At 43.3% G+C, this 17,020-nt stretch carries 15 protein-coding genes; 8 read left to right on the top strand and 7 right to left on the bottom strand.

Features of this window, described 5'->3' with window-relative positions; all coding sequences use genetic code 11:
• Positions 1–144: 144 nt before the first annotated feature.
• Positions 145–2,175, top strand: a complete 2,031-nt coding sequence (locus KP803_RS16255; protein ID WP_248009910.1) for an oxidoreductase — start codon at positions 145–147, stop codon at positions 2,173–2,175.
• Between the two features lie 121 nt (positions 2,176–2,296).
• Here the strand turns inward: KP803_RS16255 and KP803_RS16260 are convergent, their stop codons facing one another.
• The 4 genes from KP803_RS16260 to mtnN all read right to left on the bottom strand — a co-directional run bounded on the left by KP803_RS16260 (position 2,297) and on the right by mtnN (position 5,503).
• A complete protein-coding gene (locus tag KP803_RS16260; RefSeq protein ID WP_248009911.1) occupies positions 2,297–2,917 on the bottom strand; it encodes a TRIC cation channel family protein in 621 nt (206 codons plus the stop codon).
• A 69-nt stretch (positions 2,918–2,986) separates the two neighbouring features.
• Complete coding sequence (gene btuF, locus KP803_RS16265; protein ID WP_248009912.1) at positions 2,987–3,838, bottom strand: vitamin B12 ABC transporter substrate-binding protein BtuF; 852 nt, start codon at positions 3,836–3,838, stop codon at positions 2,987–2,989.
• Positions 3,839–4,792: a cobalamin biosynthesis family protein gene (locus KP803_RS16270; RefSeq protein ID WP_248009913.1), complete on the bottom strand. Its 954-nt coding sequence runs from the start codon at positions 4,790–4,792 to the stop codon at positions 3,839–3,841. It lies immediately after the preceding gene.
• A 15-nt stretch (positions 4,793–4,807) separates the two neighbouring features.
• Positions 4,808–5,503: a 5'-methylthioadenosine/S-adenosylhomocysteine nucleosidase gene (gene mtnN / locus KP803_RS16275; RefSeq protein ID WP_248009914.1), complete on the bottom strand. Its 696-nt coding sequence runs from the start codon at positions 5,501–5,503 to the stop codon at positions 4,808–4,810.
• A 221-nt stretch (positions 5,504–5,724) separates the two neighbouring features.
• Between mtnN and rpsO the strand changes: the two genes are divergently transcribed.
• From rpsO to KP803_RS16300, 5 genes are all read left to right on the top strand, one after another.
• Complete coding sequence (gene rpsO / locus KP803_RS16280; RefSeq protein ID WP_248009915.1) at positions 5,725–5,994, top strand: 30S ribosomal protein S15; 270 nt, start codon at positions 5,725–5,727, stop codon at positions 5,992–5,994.
• A gap of 343 nt (positions 5,995–6,337) precedes the next feature.
• Positions 6,338–8,461: a polyribonucleotide nucleotidyltransferase gene (pnp, locus tag KP803_RS16285; RefSeq protein ID WP_248009916.1), complete on the top strand. Its 2,124-nt coding sequence runs from the start codon at positions 6,338–6,340 to the stop codon at positions 8,459–8,461.
• 126 nt (positions 8,462–8,587) lie between these two features.
• Positions 8,588–9,544 carry a lipoprotein NlpI gene (gene nlpI / locus KP803_RS16290; RefSeq protein WP_248009917.1) on the top strand — a complete coding sequence of 319 codons (957 nt, stop codon included), beginning with the start codon at positions 8,588–8,590 and terminating at the stop codon, positions 9,542–9,544.
• Positions 9,545–9,714: 170 nt separating this feature from the next.
• The gene (locus KP803_RS16295; protein WP_248009918.1) at positions 9,715–10,122 is read left to right on the top strand and encodes a MarR family winged helix-turn-helix transcriptional regulator; all 408 of its coding nucleotides are present in this window, start codon (positions 9,715–9,717) and stop codon (positions 10,120–10,122) included.
• A gap of 99 nt (positions 10,123–10,221) precedes the next feature.
• Entirely contained in the window at positions 10,222–11,559 is a 1,338-nt protein-coding gene (locus KP803_RS16300; protein ID WP_248009919.1) for an MATE family efflux transporter, read from the top strand.
• A gap of 82 nt (positions 11,560–11,641) precedes the next feature.
• On the opposite strand, the gene KP803_RS16305 is transcribed toward KP803_RS16300, so the two are convergent.
• From KP803_RS16305 to KP803_RS16315, 3 genes are all read right to left on the bottom strand, one after another.
• Positions 11,642–12,520, bottom strand: a complete 879-nt coding sequence (locus KP803_RS16305; protein WP_248009975.1) for a U32 family peptidase — start codon at positions 12,518–12,520, stop codon at positions 11,642–11,644.
• Between the two features lie 34 nt (positions 12,521–12,554).
• Positions 12,555–13,568 (bottom strand): ubiquinone anaerobic biosynthesis protein UbiU, encoded by a 1,014-nt coding sequence (gene ubiU / locus KP803_RS16310; protein WP_248009920.1) that lies wholly within the window; start codon positions 13,566–13,568, stop codon positions 12,555–12,557.
• 151 nt (positions 13,569–13,719) lie between these two features.
• Complete coding sequence (locus tag KP803_RS16315) at positions 13,720–15,756, bottom strand: sensor domain-containing protein (protein WP_248009921.1); 2,037 nt, start codon at positions 15,754–15,756, stop codon at positions 13,720–13,722.
• A 224-nt stretch (positions 15,757–15,980) separates the two neighbouring features.
• Here KP803_RS16315 and ubiT point away from each other — a divergent pair, with 224 nt between their 5' ends.
• Complete coding sequence (ubiT, locus tag KP803_RS16320; RefSeq protein ID WP_248009922.1) at positions 15,981–16,508, top strand: ubiquinone anaerobic biosynthesis accessory factor UbiT; 528 nt, start codon at positions 15,981–15,983, stop codon at positions 16,506–16,508.
• Positions 16,492–16,998, top strand: coding sequence for a GNAT family N-acetyltransferase (locus tag KP803_RS16325; RefSeq protein ID WP_248009923.1), 507 nt, complete (start codon positions 16,492–16,494; stop codon positions 16,996–16,998). Before ubiT ends, KP803_RS16325 begins: the two co-directional genes overlap by 17 nt.
• Positions 16,999–17,020: the final 22 nt, after the last annotated feature.

Here is a 17,020-nt window from a genome sequence, read left to right on the forward strand (position 1 = left end):
AAAACTGATCTAAATCAGGCATTGTATGGATGTCTGGTTTAGTCATTAGAATGTCTCAAAATGTCAGATTTCATTTTTCGATTATTGTTCTAATAGCGGCAGTTTTTGGTTAACAGCCATATTAAATATTAGGGTAATACTAAGATGATGAAACAAGAACATCGAGTCCTATTTGAGCCAAATAAAATTGGCCCAATGGAACTAAAGAATCGTTATTCAATGGCACCAATGGGAACGCTGGGTCTCGTTGATGGCGATGGTGCTTACAATAAACGTGGTATTGATTACTACGTAGCGCGTGCGAAAGGTGGTGTAGGCCTTATTATCACTGGTATTCATATGGCTGAGAACAAACTTGAGCCGTTACCAATGCCTTCACTTCCTTGCCCAACTCTAAATCCGACTGCGTATCTTCGTAGTGCAAAAGAAATGTGCGAACGTGTTCATAGCCATGGCGCTAAGATCATCGGTCAGATTACGGCAGGGTGGGGACGCTCAATGATCCCTGGCTTTACGCCAAAAGACAAATCGGTTGCACCATCTGAGTGTCCTAACCGTTTTGATCCATCGATCACTCACCGTGCTCTAACAACGGAAGAAGTTCAGTACTACATCAGTCAGTTTATTCAAACTGCAGCAATCATGAAAAAAGCGGGCTTTGACGGTGTTGAAGTTCACGCGGTGCATGAAGGCTACCTGCTTGATCAATTTACACTGGAATTTTTCAACAAGCGTACAGACCAATATGGCGGAAGCTTCGAAAACCGTTACCGCTTTGCTGTTGAGATCATTAAAGGCATCCGTCAGGTATGTGGTGAAGATTTCGCAATTTCACTGCGTTACTCGGTGAAAAGTAATACTAAAGGCTTTGGTCAGGGCATTCTTCCAGGTGAAGATGCACAAGAAGTAGGCCGTGACTGGGAAGAAGGTCTTAAAGCCGCGAAGTATTTAGTAGATGCAGGTTGTGATGCGTTAAACGTAGATGCAGGTACCTACGATGCATGGTATTGGAACCACCCGCCTAACTACTTTAAACCAGGTATGTACAAGCCATACTGTAAAGCGGTTGCAGAAGTCGTTGATGTGCCAATCATTATGGCGGGTCGTATGGATGAGCCGAACATGGCTTCACGTGCGGTTAATGAAGGCGTTGCTCATAACATCTCTTTAGGTCGCCCACTATTGGCTGATCCTGAGATCGTTAATAAGATTCGTCGTGGCCGCTTTGAAGAAGTTCGTCCTTGTTTATCTTGCCACCTAGGTTGTTTAGGTCGCATGGCTGAAGTTGGGAATGTTTCTTGTGCGGTTAACCCACAATGTGGTCGCGAAGAAGAGTACAAACCTGAGCCTCTATATAAAAAGCAAAAGCTGGTTGTTATCGGTGGTGGTGTTGGCGGAATGGAAGCAGCTCGTACCGCTTCAGACCGTGGTCACGAAGTCGTATTGTTTGAAAAATCAGACCGTTTAGGTGGCAACGTTATTCCGGGCAGCCAAGCACCATTCAAGCACGACGATGCAACGCTGATTAGCTGGTATGAAGGGGAAATGAAGCGCAAAGGCGTTGATGTTCGTATGAATACTGCAGCAAATGTAGACGTTATTAATGCAGAGAAGCCTGATACAGTCATCTTCGCAACAGGCTCTCGCCCTGTGGTTCCAAAATCCATTAAAGGGATTGATAAGTCTCATGTGATCATCGCAGAAGATATGCTGATGAACCCAGAGAAAATCACAGGACAGAATGTCACCGTGATCGGTGCTGGCCTAGTGGGCGCTGAAGCCGCTCTTTGGATGGCTCAAGAAGGTAAAACAGTCACATTGGTTGATGCGGCTGATGACATCATCGGTGGCCCACACGGTACTTGTTTTGCTAACTACCTCATGATGAAAGAGCTCCTTGTTAAAGAGAAAGTAGCAGTTAAAACATCGACATACCTATCTCAAATTACTGACTCTGGTGTAGAGCTTCACGCTACAGATAATGCAGAAGATATTGAAGCACTTGCTGCGGATCATGTGATCGTTTCTATCGGTTACAGTGCTGAGAATGAGATGTTCAAAGAGTTAGAGATGAACCTTGATGTTGAGAATATCTACAACATTGGTGACAGTAAGCAGGCCCGTACAATTATGGCTGCAATCTGGGACGCTTACGAAATCACGCGTTCTCTATAAATATTGATTTAAAGGTTTAACAACGATAAGCGTAATAATCTCCTATTAAGCTAATCACCTTGACGGTATTAACCTTGTGTTGATACCGTCTTTTTTATCTCAGCTTAAAGGGAAAAGAAAGTTATTTTCCGAGGGCGAAAGTTGGTAAAGATAAATGCCAGCGAATAGCGCCTAAACGAATGACTAACGTTGAGATGAGTCCTGCTAGAAAAGCGGTAGTTGTGTCGTATCCCATTTGCAATACTAGCGTATGGAAAATACCACCGAAAATACATGCTGTCGCATAGACTTCACTGCGCAAGACCATTGGAACTTCGCGTGCAAGCATATCTCGGATGATGCCGCCACCACAGCCAGTAATGACGCCCATGATAACCGCAACCATTGCAGAGTCTTGGAACATCAACGCTTTTTCAACACCAATGCCAACAAATACCGCTAAGCCAATAGCGTCACACACAGGTAAAATCCACCAAGCGAGTCGCTTCGGTCTACGCACAATCAACATGGTTAACAAACAGGTAATAAAAATTACCCATAGGTAAGTGGTGTCTGTAATCCAAAATACTGGGGTTGCCCCTAGTGCCATGTCTCGAATCGTACCACCACCAATTGCCGTAACACTTCCCAATACAATGACGCCAAAAGGATCCATTTTAAGACGCCCTGCAAGGAGGACGCCAGAGATGGCAAAAATAGCGGTGCCAAACAGGTCAAATAGGTAGAGCAGCATGGAATCCATGTTACAAATTTCTCATTCAGTGATAAGGGTTTTTAATGGCGAGATTGTACGTAATTCTCCATTAAAACGTTAGCGTTTTTGTCGAACAGACTCTAAGTGTCCACACACTTCTTCAATGGCTAAAAGTGTTCTTGGAGTTGGTCGATTAATCCAATCCGCTTTCAAGGACCAAACCGCGCTGTTCTTAACAGCGGGTATTTGCTGTTCCCATTTGTCCCACATCTTTCCATTTTCGATAGCATGCTCAGATAAAAAGAGGACTTCCGGTTCTGAAACAATGACTTGTTCTATGCCCACTTGGGGATAGGAAGTCGCACTATTTTCGAAGACATTGACGCCCCCACAAAATGAAAACACTTCACTAGGCCAATGCCCTTGAGCTAACGTAATTACAGGATTTTCACTGAGTTGGTAGAAGTAACGTACAGGATCGGTAACGTCATACTGTTCTGATAATTCGGCGAGTTTTTTTCTGAACAGTTTAGCTTGTTCGAAACCGTAGTTTGGGTCATCGCTATAGTGGCTCAACTGTTCAATATTATTGGCGATATCATTAAGGCTGCTAGTGTGAGAGTAATAGATATCAAAACCAAAGCGTTCTAACATTTCGAGTTCTTTCTGTGGATTACCGGATGGCCATGCAATGATAAGGTCAGGCTGAAGAGCAATGATTCTTTCAAGCTTCATTCCTTGATAGTTGGCGACTTTTTCAATGGATTTCACTTCTTTGGGATAGTCACTCATCTCACTGACCGCAACGAGTTTATCCCCAAGGCCAGCAGCAAAGGCGATTTCTGTTGCGTGTGGAGCCAGTGATATCACCCTATTGACGGGCGTTCTTGTTTCAGCGGCAGCGTTCAGCGACGTGGACAGAAAAAGGCTAGATGCGATAAAAAGTGATAATGGAAAAAGGCGAGGCATTTAAAACCCTTGGTAAACAGTAAAAAGAATCAGACTTTGAATAAGAATCCACGCAAATACGCGCCAAGCAATTAGGGTTTGCACTTGTGATAGGTGGATAGCAGAAGGCGCAATTCGGCCACCTATTTTGCTTCGCACACTTTTGCGCTTGTTATAGATAGCGGGACCACCTAAAGACAGCTCAAGCTTATTACCCACAGAAGTGAGTAGCCATGCAGGGCCAGGAAGTGGCCAAGAAGGGCTTTGAATCAGCATGGTTTTGAATGTATGAAAGGCCTTGTTACCACAAACAATAAAGAGTGCGAAAAGGCGTAGAGGTATGAAATCTAAGATGGCAACGGTGCGAGTCACAGTCAACCCAAAAGGAGAATAGCGTGCACGAGAAGGCGACCATGCTCTGGCTAGCTCTGCGGTAAGTCGATAAATAAGAGCGCCACTGCCGTCTGCAATTGCATACCAAAAGAGAACACAAACTACATTGCGACCATAACCCATAATGATGGTCTCTGCGCCTGCTTTCCCGAGCCCTAGTGCAGATAAACTGCTCGTATCACGATTCAAAACCGGAGAGAGGAGGGTTCTTGCGGTTTTTTTATCATCATGAGCGAGCGCCTTGGTTAAACCGTTAGCGAGTTTTTCGTTGCTTCGCCAATCTAACGCAAGCAGCAACAAGGCAAGTTCAAAGAGTTGCGGTTGCCAAACAAGAGGTTTGAGTGCCCAAAGAACCAGAATTGCCGGGATCACCATTAACAACCAGGCTAATGTGCCCGAAATTAGGCTTTGAGAGTAGTGGGTGTTGGTATTTACTTTTTCAGCCAGTTGCTCCGCAAATTTATGCCATAAAGTGACAGGATGAGCCTCCCTTGGAATAGGGATAATAAGGTGAAAAAGTAGCGCTCCCCACATAACAAGGAGCGTACCGTTTGAATATAGCTGATTGAAGATCTCTTCCATGATATCCGCTGTTAACTATTTTAGAAGTTGAACCATCTTAACGACCATTTCTGAAGAGCTTTTCGCTGCTAGCGGTAAGAACTCTTCAAAACTCATTGGTGATTCTTTATCTGCTACGTCAGAGATCGCACGTACGACAACAAATGGGATGTTGAATTGATGACAAGTTTGAGCAATCGCCGAAGCTTCCATTTCTACTGCAATAACAGAAGGGAAGTGCTTACGAATAAACGCTTGGCGTTCCGCTGTACAAACAAACGCATCACCGGTACAGATGAGACCACGAACCGCGTGTTTGTCTTCCATTTGTGTTAATGCTTGCTCTGCAATATCCATCAATTTTTGGTCTGCAGTGAAAGCGGCAGGTTGACCGGCCATTTGACCCATTTCGTAACCAAAAGCCGTTACATCAGCATCGTGATGACGAACTTCCGTTGAAATTACCACATCACCCAAGTTAAGAGTCGAATCAAATCCACCCGCAGAGCCAGTATTAATCACCACATCAGGTTGATACTCATCCAGTAAAATAGTGGTACCAATCGCGGCAGCAACTTTACCAATACCTGATTGCAGAACGACAACATCAACACCTTCTAGTTGGCCTGAGAAGAAAGTGCAGCCTGCTTTGTTGATCTCTTTACAGTTAATGATGGCGCTCTTTAGAATAGAGACTTCTTGTTCCATTGCGCCAATGATGCCGATTTTCATAATGGTTCCTAATAAATGATTTGAGGTGTTAACCCTAAGTTTACCATGAAAAAAATCGTCGCAAATAAACTTTAGTGAGCCGTATGAAGGTGTAGTGAGATGCAAGTAGTTTTATTCAGTTGCTATCGCGTTGAACTTCCCTTATAATCCGCGCTTCGCGTAGTGGCTGAATCAGAGATTGGCTGCTACAAATACAAACCTACTCTTATTAGGAGAGCATTATGTCTCTGAATGCAGAAACTAAAGCAGCAATCGTTGCAGAATACGCACGTTCTGAAGGCGACACTGGTTCACCAGAAGTACAAGTAGCACTACTAACTGCTTCTATCAACCACCTTCAAGGTCACTTCAAAGCTCACAAAGGCGATCACCACAGCCGTCGTGGTCTTCTACGCATGGTATCTAGCCGTCGTAAACTTCTTGATTACTTGAAAGGCAAAGACCTAGCTCGTTACCAAGATCTAATCAAACGTCAAGGTCTACGTCGCTAATTATAGCTGCATAGCAAGTTTGTTTAGAAAGGGGCTTTATGCCCCTTTTTTGTTGCCTGAAATCTGCTTAAAAACCCTCTTTTTTTTATGACAAAGTCATAGGTCATAGCAAAAGAGCACCTATATAGTTTATACTACGCCTCGCCTGACATGCTCTCGCATTAGGCAGATAAAATTGTTCAAGAATTACAGTCACAGATGTCGGCCAATTGGTCGCGACTATTCAAAAGCGATTCGGGTAAAACCTTATTTATCCTCAGTCTCTTTTCACTAGTCGCGATTGGTAATTTCTTGAACTGTCACTTACTTATTCTAAAGTTGCTCTTTAGATCAAGGATATATAATGTTTGAAAAACCAGTTGTAAAGTCGTTTCAATACGGCAATCACACCGTTACTCTAGAAACTGGCGTTATCGCACGTCAAGCTACTGCTGCTGTAATGGCAACTATGGACGATACGTCAGTATTCGTTTCTGTTGTTGCTAAAAAAGAAGCGGTTCAAGGTCAAGACTTCTTCCCGCTAACAGTAAACTACCAAGAGCGTACTTACGCTGCTGGTAAAATCCCTGGTGGATTCTTTAAGCGTGAAGGTCGTCCTTCTGAAGCTGAGACACTAACGGCTCGTCTAATCGACCGTCCAATTCGTCCTCTTTTCCCTGATGCGTTTAAAAACGAAGTTCAGGTAATCGCAACGGTTGTTTCTATCAACCCAGACGTAAACCCAGACATGATCACTATGATCGCAACGTCTGCTGCTCTTGCTATCTCTGGTGCGCCATTCAATGGTCCTATCGGTGCGGCACGTGTTGGTCACATTGACGGTCAACTTGTTCTTAACCCTTCAAACACAGAGCTAGAAAGCTCTAAGCTGGATCTTGTTGTATCTGGTACTGAAGGCGCGGTACTAATGGTTGAATCTGAAGCTGATAACTTAACAGAAGAAGAGATGCTTTCTGCTGTTGTTTACGGTCACGATCAACAACAAGTTGTTATCAAAGCGATCAATGAATTCGCAGCTGAAGTAGCAACTCCTTCATGGAATTGGACAGCTCCAGAAGAGAACACAGCGCTTAACACTAAGATCGCTGAGCTAGCAGAAACTAAGCTTGCTGATGCTTACAAAATCACTGAGAAGATGGCTCGTTACGACCGCATCCATGAGATTTCTGCAGAAGTAAATGAAGTATTGCTTGCTGAAGATCCAGAAGCAAACACGAAAGAAATCCACTCTATCTTCCACGATTTAGAGAAGACAGTTGTACGTCGCAGCATCATTGCTGGTAACCCACGTATCGATGGTCGTGAGAAAGACATGGTTCGTGCACTTGATGTACGTACTGGTGTTCTTCCGCGTACACACGGTTCATCTCTATTCACTCGTGGTGAGACTCAAGCACTTGTTACTGCAACGCTTGGTACACAACGTGATGCTCAAATCATCGATAGCCTAATGGGTGAGAAGAAAGATCACTTCCTTCTACACTACAACTTCCCTCCATACTGTGTAGGTGAAACAGGTTTCGTTGGTTCTCCTAAGCGTCGTGAAATTGGTCACGGTAAACTTGCTAAGCGTGGTATTGCTGCGGTTATGCCTTCAATTGAAGAATTCCCATACACAGTACGTGTTGTATCGGAAATCACTGAATCTAACGGTTCTTCTTCAATGGCTTCTGTATGTGGTACATCTCTAGCGCTTATGGATGCTGGTGTTCCAATCAAAGCTTCTGTTGCGGGTATCGCGATGGGTCTTGTTAAAGAAGGCGACGATTTCGTTGTTCTTTCTGACATCCTTGGCGACGAAGATCACCTAGGTGACATGGACTTTAAAGTAGCAGGTACTAACGAAGGTATCACTGCTCTTCAAATGGATATCAAGATCGAAGGTATCACTAAAGAGATCATGCAGATCGCTCTTAACCAAGCACAAGGCGCGCGTAAGCACATCCTTTCTGTTATGGATGAGGCACTTGGTGGTGCTCGTGAAGATATCTCTGAATTCGCTCCACGTATCCACACGATGAAAATCAACACTGATAAGATCCGTGACGTTATCGGTAAAGGTGGCGCTGTTATCCGTTCTCTATGTGAAGAGACTGGTACAACTATCGAAATCGAAGATGATGGTACAGTTAAGATCGCTGCGACTTCTGGTGAGCAAGCTGAAGATGCAATCAACCGCATTAAAGCACTGACTGCTGAAGTTGAAGTAGGTACTATCTACACAGGTAAAGTTGCTCGTCTAGCTGACTTCGGTGCTTTCGTTACTATTCTTCCTGGTAAAGATGGTCTAGTACACATCTCTCAAATCGCTGATAAGCGCATTGAGAAAGTGTCTGATTACCTGACTGAAGGTCAAGAAGTTAAAGTTAAAGTTCTTGAAATCGACCGTCAAGGCCGCGTACGTCTAAGCATGAAAGAAGCAGTAGACAAGCCTGCTGAAGAAACTCCAGCAGCTGATGCTGAGTAATTCGCTATACTTAACTAGGTAATTAACCTATTGAGTATAAAGCATGTTATAAAGGGAGCATTATCGCTCCCTTTTTTATCATCTAATTTCCAGCAAATTCATGTTGGGCGACAGGAGTATCTATTTGTGAAATGGTTTCGTAGCGCCACAATCAGTGCAGTTTTGTTGGTTACAGCAGGTTGTGCATCTACCTCTACAACTGAGCAAGAGCAGTGGATTTATCCACCAATGGCGGTGCCACTACAAGCGAGTGTTCAACAAGAAGTGCAAATTGCGCGTTTAACACAGCTTCTTCAACGTGCTGATTTACAAGACGAAGTCAGAGCTAAAATGCATTATGAACGCGGCAACTACTATGACAGTGTTGGCTTGCGTGATTTAGCTCGGTTGGATTTCAATCAGTCACTTTCATTAAATCCGGCTCAGCCAGATATTTTTAATTTGCTAGGTGTCTATTTTACCCAAGTCGGTGAATTTGATGCCGCTTACGAAGCTTTTGACTCAACGTTAGAGCTTGACCCAGATAATTCATACGCGGAAAGAAATCGCGCGATTGCTCTGTATTATGGTGGTCGAATTGATCTCGCATTTGAAGAAATGTCTCAGCACTTTGAACGAGATACCAGTGATCCATTTGGTGCGCTTTGGCTCTATATTATTCAGTCTGAATTAGATCTTGATGTCGCTAAAGCTGAGTTAAAGGCTCGATACGATGCTCGTAGCGAAGAGTGGGGTTGGGTTTTAGTTGGCTTAACACTAAACGAAATCTCAGAAGAAAATGCGTTTAAAGCGATTTTAGTTGGTACACGAGATAATACGTTATTAGCTCAGCGCTTGACGGAAGTTTACTTCTATATGGCAAAACGTTATCAACAAGAAGGTGACTTTGCTAGTGCTATTTCATTGTATAAGTTAGCGCTTGCTGGCAATGTCTTTGAATATGTTGAGCATCGATACTCATTTTTAGAATTGAGCCGCATCTACAATCAAGTAAAAGCTGAGCAATTGGCGCAGGCCAAATTGGACGCGAAGCTTGAAGCAGAAGAAGAGCAGCAAGCTAAAAGTAATTCACCTGCCCAATAAACCTTTAGTCAACCTGAAAAATTAGCAGGTAAGCCACTCTAAGAACCGCCTCTCTGAAATAAGAGGCGGTTTTTTATTACCCTTAATTTAACTATTTGATCAACAATTTTGTTGCGGTAAGTACAAATTACGCTAGAATAGTTAGCTTGGCTAACTAATTTGAATTTAAGATGCTCAGTGATAACTTAGAAAAAATTGAACGATTCGCTTCTAAAATATGGAGACAGCAGAATAAAGCCGATCCCATTAGCCAGTTAAGCTTTAATGAATACGATTACCTGAAAGTGATTCAAGCGGCGAAAGATCCCATTAGATTAACCGACTTATCAGATAAGATGGAGGTGACGAAACCTTCTGCGACCAACATGGTTAAGCGGTTAGAGAGAAAAGGGTTAGCGATGCGACTAAATTGTCCTGAGGATGCTCGCTCTAAACGGGTTGTATTAACTGAGAAAGCGAGGTTAGGGTTAGAGGATGAAAGTAGTGTGTATAAAGCGATGGCAGAAAAGCTTGAAGGCAACTTATCAAGTCAGCAAGTTGAACAGCTAAACATCCTTTTAAATCTAGCTTTAAAATAGCGGCCTAACCAAAAATTTAGCCATTTAGTTAGCCATACTAACTAAATGTTTTGGTAATGTTCGAGTTAATAAGATTGAATGAAACAGTGAGAAATAAAGATGAGTAACAACATATATCGTCAATTTTGGCGTTATACGATCCCGACCGTTGCTGCAATGCTTGTTAATGGCCTATATCAAGTCGTTGATGGCATATTCATTGGTCACTACGTTGGGGCTGATGGGCTTGCTGGAATTAACTTAGCTTGGCCTGTTATTGGCACCATATTAGGGCTAGGGATGATGATTGGTGTTGGTACTGGTGCCTTGGTTTCCATAAAGCAGGGAGAAGGGAAAGCTTTAGAAGCTAAACAGATACTCGCCACTGGCCTACTTATACTTCTGGCTCTGGCTCCTATCGTAGCGATTAGTTTGTGGTTTTTGTCTGATGATCTTCTCTTACTACAAGGTGCGTCTGGCAAAGTGCTTGAGCTAGGTGTCCAGTATTTAGATATCTTGATCATTACCAGTGTCTGTTCCCTCGGTTCGATTGCTACGCCATTCTTACTTAGAAATGATGACAGTCCGAACTTAGCGACGATATTGATGATCATTGGTGCGATTATCAATATCGTATTGGATTTTATCTTCATTGCTTGGCTAGGTTGGGAGTTACAGGGAGCTGCTATCGCCACAGGGATAGCACAGGCGGTAGTAACGATACTTGGATTAGGTTACTTCTTCTCATCTCGTGCAAAGGTTCGCCTTAGCATCACGTGCTTAGTCGTACGATGGGATGCTTTACCTCAGATCGTATTCATAGGTGTATCGAGCTTTTTTATGTACGCCTATGGCTCCATGATGGTGGCGCTGCATAATGCTCTGTTTACTCAATATGGCAACATGATGCTAGTAGGGGCTTACGCCGTCTTAGGCTATATCGTGACGGTTTATTATCTCACGGTAGAGGGTGTTGCCAATGGTATGCAGCCTTTAGTGAGTTATAACTATGGGGCGAAAAGGCTCGATAATGTACGTAAGTTACTGAATATAGCGATGGTGACTGCCGTACTTGGTGGAATAGCATTTATTGTATTGTTGAATTTATTCCCTTATCAAACGGTGATGATTTTTAACTCTGAGGATAGTGAGTTAATTGAGTCAGCAATCTTAGGTATTCGCTTACATTTGTTTGCTCTGTTCTTAGATGGCTTCTTAGTCGTCACTGCGGCGTACTATCAGGCGGTAAACAAAGGTAGCAAAGCGATGTTTGTGACTGTTGGTAATATGCTTATTCAGCTGCCGTTTCTCTACGTGCTGCCTAAGGTTTGGGGTATTCATGGGGTTTGGATTGCCTATCCACTCTCTAATATCGCGATAAGCATCGTGGTGATTGTAATGCTATTGAAAGACCTAAAGCAATTTGAGAATCAAAATATGGTGGTTGCACAAACATAACAATGCTTAACATTATCCAACCAACTAAAAAGGCTTAGCATGCGCTAAGCCTTTGATCGGGTTTTGCAGACAAAGGCTGTCGTTAAACGTTTTTTACATCAAGACCTGCAAGTTGGTGCCAGTAACCATTACACTGCTTATCCAGTATCTGTTGTGGCTGTTGACCGTTTTCATTGGCTCTAAACTGATCGACATCGCTAAAGGTAGTTAGTCCGAGTGGACTTAGGCGTACCACATCTACCAGCCCCTTCATGCTTGGTAAATCATTGATCAAGTTATAACAGTAGCCTGATTGAGTCTGGATTCCGTTTAGATTAAAGACAGATTGGCCTTCTTGGCTGTGAACCTGCATGCCTGTCGGGTATTTAATGCAGCAAGTCTCGCAATCATCTTTCGCTTTATTCTCGGCGCGAGCGGTAAAACAACGTGCTGAATAGGCAAGTGGAAGATAACCATGACTAAAGACTTCTACTTCAAATTGGTTTCTAATCCCAAGCTCATCACATTGGTTGAGTACGTTACCAAGCCAGTCTCTTGATAGTTCGACAGGCATACACCAGCGAATCATCCCTTGTTTTAGAAACAATTTAAGGGTGTGAGCATTGTAAGTATTGACGGCAGGGCCGACAACAAAAGGCGTTTTGTGCTCATAAGCTAATTGGATAGCAGAGACATCATTGGCTTCAATAGCAAAGTCGCCATTATCAATGTAGCGCTTCATAACATTGACTTCACTCGGCGCTTCTAACAGGGCCATAGTAGAGAGAACGACCTGCTTCCCACTACCCGCGAGCTCTTTAGCTATGTCAAACCAATGGGCTGCTTTCATTTCTCTACGCTTTGAACAAACAGCTTCACCGAGATAGATAATATCGGAAGAGCTCTCTTTTGCTTGCTGATAGAAGTCATCGACATCTTGTTTTGGCCAAAAGTAAAGCAGTGGGCCAAGGGCATATTTCATTGTATTTTCCATGCTGTTCTTCATAACTGACCCTCTATTGCCACTTTCGGTGATAAGCACCGAGTGTAGTTTGAGTTCCTTCCGATACGTTAGCCAAGGCTGTATTCCAAGCAGCTTCAACTTGATAACCTTCAGGGTTAGCCAAATAACGGTCAATGGCTGCTCGCCATGTTCTTGTCACTTGTTCTACGTAGGCAGGGCTGCGTTGGCGGCCTTCAATTTTTACCGAGGCAACATTAGCAGCAAATAATTCAGGAAGCATAGAGAGAGTATTGAGACTCGTTGGCTCTTCTAAAGCATGGTACAACTTAGACTCACCTTCAACCTCTGTTTCAAAGCGGCCTTTACATAGTGTTGGGTAGCCTGCATTTTCTCCTGCTGCGTATCGATCAATGAGGATCTCATTTAAACGAGACTCTAATCCTGTCTCCGTCTCTTGCCAGCGAACATATTTTGCAGGAGAGCAAGCACCGACGGTATTGGGTGACTCACCCGTCATGTAAGAGGATAGGTAGCAACGACCTTCTGCCATGATGCACAAACTGCCAAAGGCAAACACTTCTAAATCAACGCCATTTGGAATGTTGCGAGAGAGCTGTTTGACTTGATGTATGGATAGAACACGAGGCAGTACGACACGCTTAACGTTAAAGTTTTGCTTGTAGAAATTGATGGCTGCAACGTTCGTCGCTGATGCTTGTACTGATAAGTGCAATTCAAGTTCAGGATATTTGTTTGCGGCGTATTCAAGAACCGCTATGTCAGCAACGATTAAGGCATCAACACCAATTGCGGCTGCATTGTCTACGGCGTTAGTCCAGCGCTCAAACCCGTTAGGGTGAGCAAACGTGTTCAATGCGACGTGAATTTTTTTATGACGGTCATGAACGTACTGAACGGCCTTATCTAATTTTTTGCCAGTAAAGTTTAGGCCGGCAAAGTGACGTGCATTCGTGTCATCTTTAAAGCCAATATATACCGCATCAGCACCACAATCGATGGCCGTTTTGAGTGCTGGTAAATTACCTGCAGGGCATAAAAGTTCCATTGTTAAGTACCAAATTTCCAAAAAGAGAGCGCATTTTATGAAGGATTATGAATAGCGAATTTGATGTAAGGCAGGTTTGAGTGAATAAAGCGGCTTTCCATCAATAAATAGCTAAATGTAGGTAGCGTGCAGAGCTTCAGCGGTTCGGTTATTAGCTTTTGTGACGACGGTTTTGTGCGAAAAGCTCTTCAACTTCTTGCTTGGGCTGAGGGCGATAAAAATGAAAACCTTGAATAGAGTGGCAATTTAAATGAGACAACAGAGTCGCTTGCTGCTGAGTTTCAACGCCTTCTGCAACCACTGATAGATTAAGAGACTTACCTAAATTGATGATGTTCTCTATAACAGTAACCTGCTTTGGTAGTGTGTCGATATCAGTAATAAAGGCGCGATCGATTTTAAGTTCATCAATTGGGAACCGAGCTAGGTAGGATAAGGAAGAGTACCCCGTACCAAAGTCATCGATAGACAGTGAGAAGCCTAACTTTTTGATAGCATTAAGCATTTGCAACGTATGCTCACTGTCACTCATCACTGCACTCTCAGTTAATTCAAAGGTGATGCAGTTTGGATCAAGACCCGTAGAGCGAAGCAGTTTTTCCATATAGTCAATCAGTTTTGGATTACCAAACTGCTCTGGAGATAAATTGATTGCCACGCGTCCCGGTAAAATTCCCTGAAGCTTCCAGCGCTTCACGGTTGCAAATACTTCCCGCATGACCACTCGTCCAAGGTGTTCGATCAATCCTGCTTTTTCAGCAACAGGAATAAAAGCCGCAGGGCTTATGTAGCCTTCAACAGGGTGTTTCCAGCGGATCAGAGCCTCAGCGCCATTAATGCTAAAATCACGAGCGTTAACCTTTGGCTGATACCATACTTCAAGGCCATTTTGTTGTAAGGCTTTTTGCAGCTCGATTTCAAGCCAAAGCCTCATACGGGCCTCTTTATTCATCTGATCATTGAACTTAATCAGACGGTTTCGACCTCGATCTTTGGCCTCGTACATAGCGGTATCCGCATTTTGCAGCAAAATACGCGCATCGTTACCATCGCCAGGGTAGGCCACGCTGCCAATAGAACATGATAAGCGCTTACTAAAATGGTGAAGATCAAAAGGTTGGTTAATGAGCCCTATGATACGCTCAGCTAAGATCTCAGCCATTCGATTGTTCTCGGGCTGAGGTAGAATTAAACCAAACTCATCCCCTCCTAAATGACCAAGAATAGCTTGCTGTGGAAGTAGGCGCTTTAATCGAGAGGAGACCTCTCGGATGACCTTGTCACCAATGTGATGGCCCAAAGAGTCGTTGATATTCTTAAAGTTATCGATATCTAGGTAAAGCATGATGAGCGGCGTTTCATTTTGAATGAACTGCTCTAAACGCTTGGTAAAACCAAAGCGATTAAATGATCCGGTTAAAGAATCAATATGTGCATCTTCATGCGATGTCGATAAAAGCTTTTGGGCGTTATCAGCATCTTGAATTAATACCAGTTTCGATTGGTTGCCAAGTACGATAGTTGTATCTGCTTGAAGTTGAACTTTTCGTTCCAAACCACAGCGAGGGCCAGTCAGGCAGGTAAAGGGTTTTTCTGTTAGCAGCTGGCTTAAAGGTGTATTGAATACGGTTTTACTTTTCTCATCGACAAATAATCTAGAGAGGTCCTCACCTAACAGGTCTGCTGACGAGTTTAACCCTAACAGACGAACGGCTGAGGTGTTGGCAGAGATAATACAGTCATCTTCTACGAGAAGTAGGCCGTCAGGAAGCAGTGATGTCAGCGTTGAATATTTGCTTTCAGACTCTTCCAGAGAGCGAATTAGAATCTGTTTTTCAGAAGTATCAATGGCATGAAAGACAACCTGTTCAACTTTTTGACCATTAACGATTGGCGATAAGCTGAAGTGTAAGCTGGTGTCGACATCAATATCGTGCAGTGTTATCTCTGCCTCAAGTGTCTCTCCCTTAAACGCACGTTCATAATATGGCTTAATATGTTGGTAAAAATGACTACCAAGAATTTTAGTGTCATTCATCCCTATGAGATCGGTTAACGAAAGACCTGCGATATCGCAGTATCGTTCATTGACCATACTGTAGTTATGTTGCTCATCTAGGATGGCAAAAAAGAATGGGCTGTGTAGCGTAATCTTCTCAAACCAGTGCTGTAATTGTTGCGCAGGCATCAATAACTACCAACTCTCCATTTGCGTTTTAAGTTTCACAGGGACGGTGAAACATGAGACGATATATTTACTATACCTGTGAATCTTAATATGTAAAAGTCTCTTGCCCTATAGCCTTAAAAGGGTGAAGGTTAAATGTTGAGTTCTTTGACACATGACAGGAATCGATATGAATACATCTATTATGATGAAACATTATATTTACAAAGTAACGGATAACCCGCGTGATTAACAAGATTCGTACTCAACTAGTTCAAAATGCAGCGTCAATTTTGCGATCTCCAGTCCACTTTTTGCCTCGGACTGTTCAAAAAAAAGCCTTATTAGAATCAATGAAAGCGGTTTTTAAAGAGGCGCTTGAAGATGGAGATTTTGAGTTTCTTGAGGGCAAGTGGCTAAAAATCGAAGTGCGCGATATAGCACTGAGTTGGTATATAAGCTATCAACAAGAGAAATTGATTGTAGCAGACAAGCCTGTTCAAGAAGATGTTAGCTTCTCTGGTGATTTAAATGATTTAGTCCTTATTGCGGGACGAAAAGAAGATCCGGACACGCTTTTCTTCCAGCGCCGTTTATCCATTGAAGGTGATACTGAGCTTGGCTTGGAAGTGAAAAATCTAATGGATAGCGTTGACCTTGAATTGCTGCCAAAACCGATGCAGATAGTCTTAGCCCAACTAGCGGACTTTGTGCAAAAAGGCGTTCAACCGCCTACCAATACAAATGAGGCTGTGAATGCTTATACGAACTGAAGCTCCCGCTGATATCTTAGCCATTGACCGCTTAGTTAAAGCAGCGTTTGATACTGATGCGGAAGCGAATCTAGTGATGAAGCTACGTGAAAATAGTCATTTAACGCTTTCTCTGATCGCCTGCAATGATGAGGGTGAAGTGATTGCTCATGCTATGTTTAGCCCTGTATTGGTTGAAGGTGAAGACCATGCTTGGCAGGGGCTAGCGCCAGTATGTGTGAAAGAGGGTTACCGTAATCAAGGGATCGCAGAGGCAGTGGTAAAGGAAGGACTCTCTTCATTGCTTGAGTTCGGTTACCCGGTTTGTGTGGTACTAGGCGATCCTAACTACTATTCTCGTTTCGGATTTACTAATGCAGCCGAGCACGGTTTTGAGTGCCAGTGGAATGTACCTGAAGGCGCGTTCCAAATTGTTGAACTGGCTGATGGTTATATGAAGCCGCATTCTGGGTTGATTGAATATTGTCCCGAGTTTAATGAACTCGGATAATTGAAGTTCAGGTTAATTGCTT

It is taken from the genome of Vibrio amylolyticus (genome assembly GCF_023145695.1).
Lineage (GTDB): Bacteria > Pseudomonadota > Gammaproteobacteria > Enterobacterales > Vibrionaceae > Vibrio > Vibrio amylolyticus.

Excerpts from the sequence above, each read along its gene's own strand:
- KP803_RS16255 (WP_248009910.1), top strand. The coding sequence starts at position 145 with ATGATGAAACAAGAACATCGAGTCCTATTTGAGCCAAATAAAATTGGC.
- KP803_RS16260 (WP_248009911.1), bottom strand. The coding sequence starts at position 2,917 with ATGGATTCCATGCTGCTCTACCTATTTGACCTGTTTGGCACCGCTATT.
- btuF (WP_248009912.1), bottom strand. The coding sequence starts at position 3,838 with ATGCCTCGCCTTTTTCCATTATCACTTTTTATCGCATCTAGCCTTTTT.
- KP803_RS16270 (WP_248009913.1), bottom strand. The coding sequence starts at position 4,792 with ATGGAAGAGATCTTCAATCAGCTATATTCAAACGGTACGCTCCTTGTT.
- mtnN (WP_248009914.1), bottom strand. The coding sequence starts at position 5,503 with ATGAAAATCGGCATCATTGGCGCAATGGAACAAGAAGTCTCTATTCTA.
- rpsO (WP_248009915.1), top strand. The coding sequence starts at position 5,725 with ATGTCTCTGAATGCAGAAACTAAAGCAGCAATCGTTGCAGAATACGCA.
- pnp (WP_248009916.1), top strand. The coding sequence starts at position 6,338 with ATGTTTGAAAAACCAGTTGTAAAGTCGTTTCAATACGGCAATCACACC.
- KP803_RS16295 (WP_248009918.1), top strand. The coding sequence starts at position 9,715 with ATGCTCAGTGATAACTTAGAAAAAATTGAACGATTCGCTTCTAAAATA.
- KP803_RS16300 (WP_248009919.1), top strand. The coding sequence starts at position 10,222 with ATGAGTAACAACATATATCGTCAATTTTGGCGTTATACGATCCCGACC.
- KP803_RS16305 (WP_248009975.1), bottom strand. The coding sequence starts at position 12,520 with ATGAAATATGCCCTTGGCCCACTGCTTTACTTTTGGCCAAAACAAGAT.
- ubiU (WP_248009920.1), bottom strand. The coding sequence starts at position 13,568 with ATGGAACTTTTATGCCCTGCAGGTAATTTACCAGCACTCAAAACGGCC.
- KP803_RS16315 (WP_248009921.1), bottom strand. The coding sequence starts at position 15,756 with ATGCCTGCGCAACAATTACAGCACTGGTTTGAGAAGATTACGCTACAC.
- KP803_RS16325 (WP_248009923.1), top strand. The coding sequence starts at position 16,492 with ATGCTTATACGAACTGAAGCTCCCGCTGATATCTTAGCCATTGACCGC.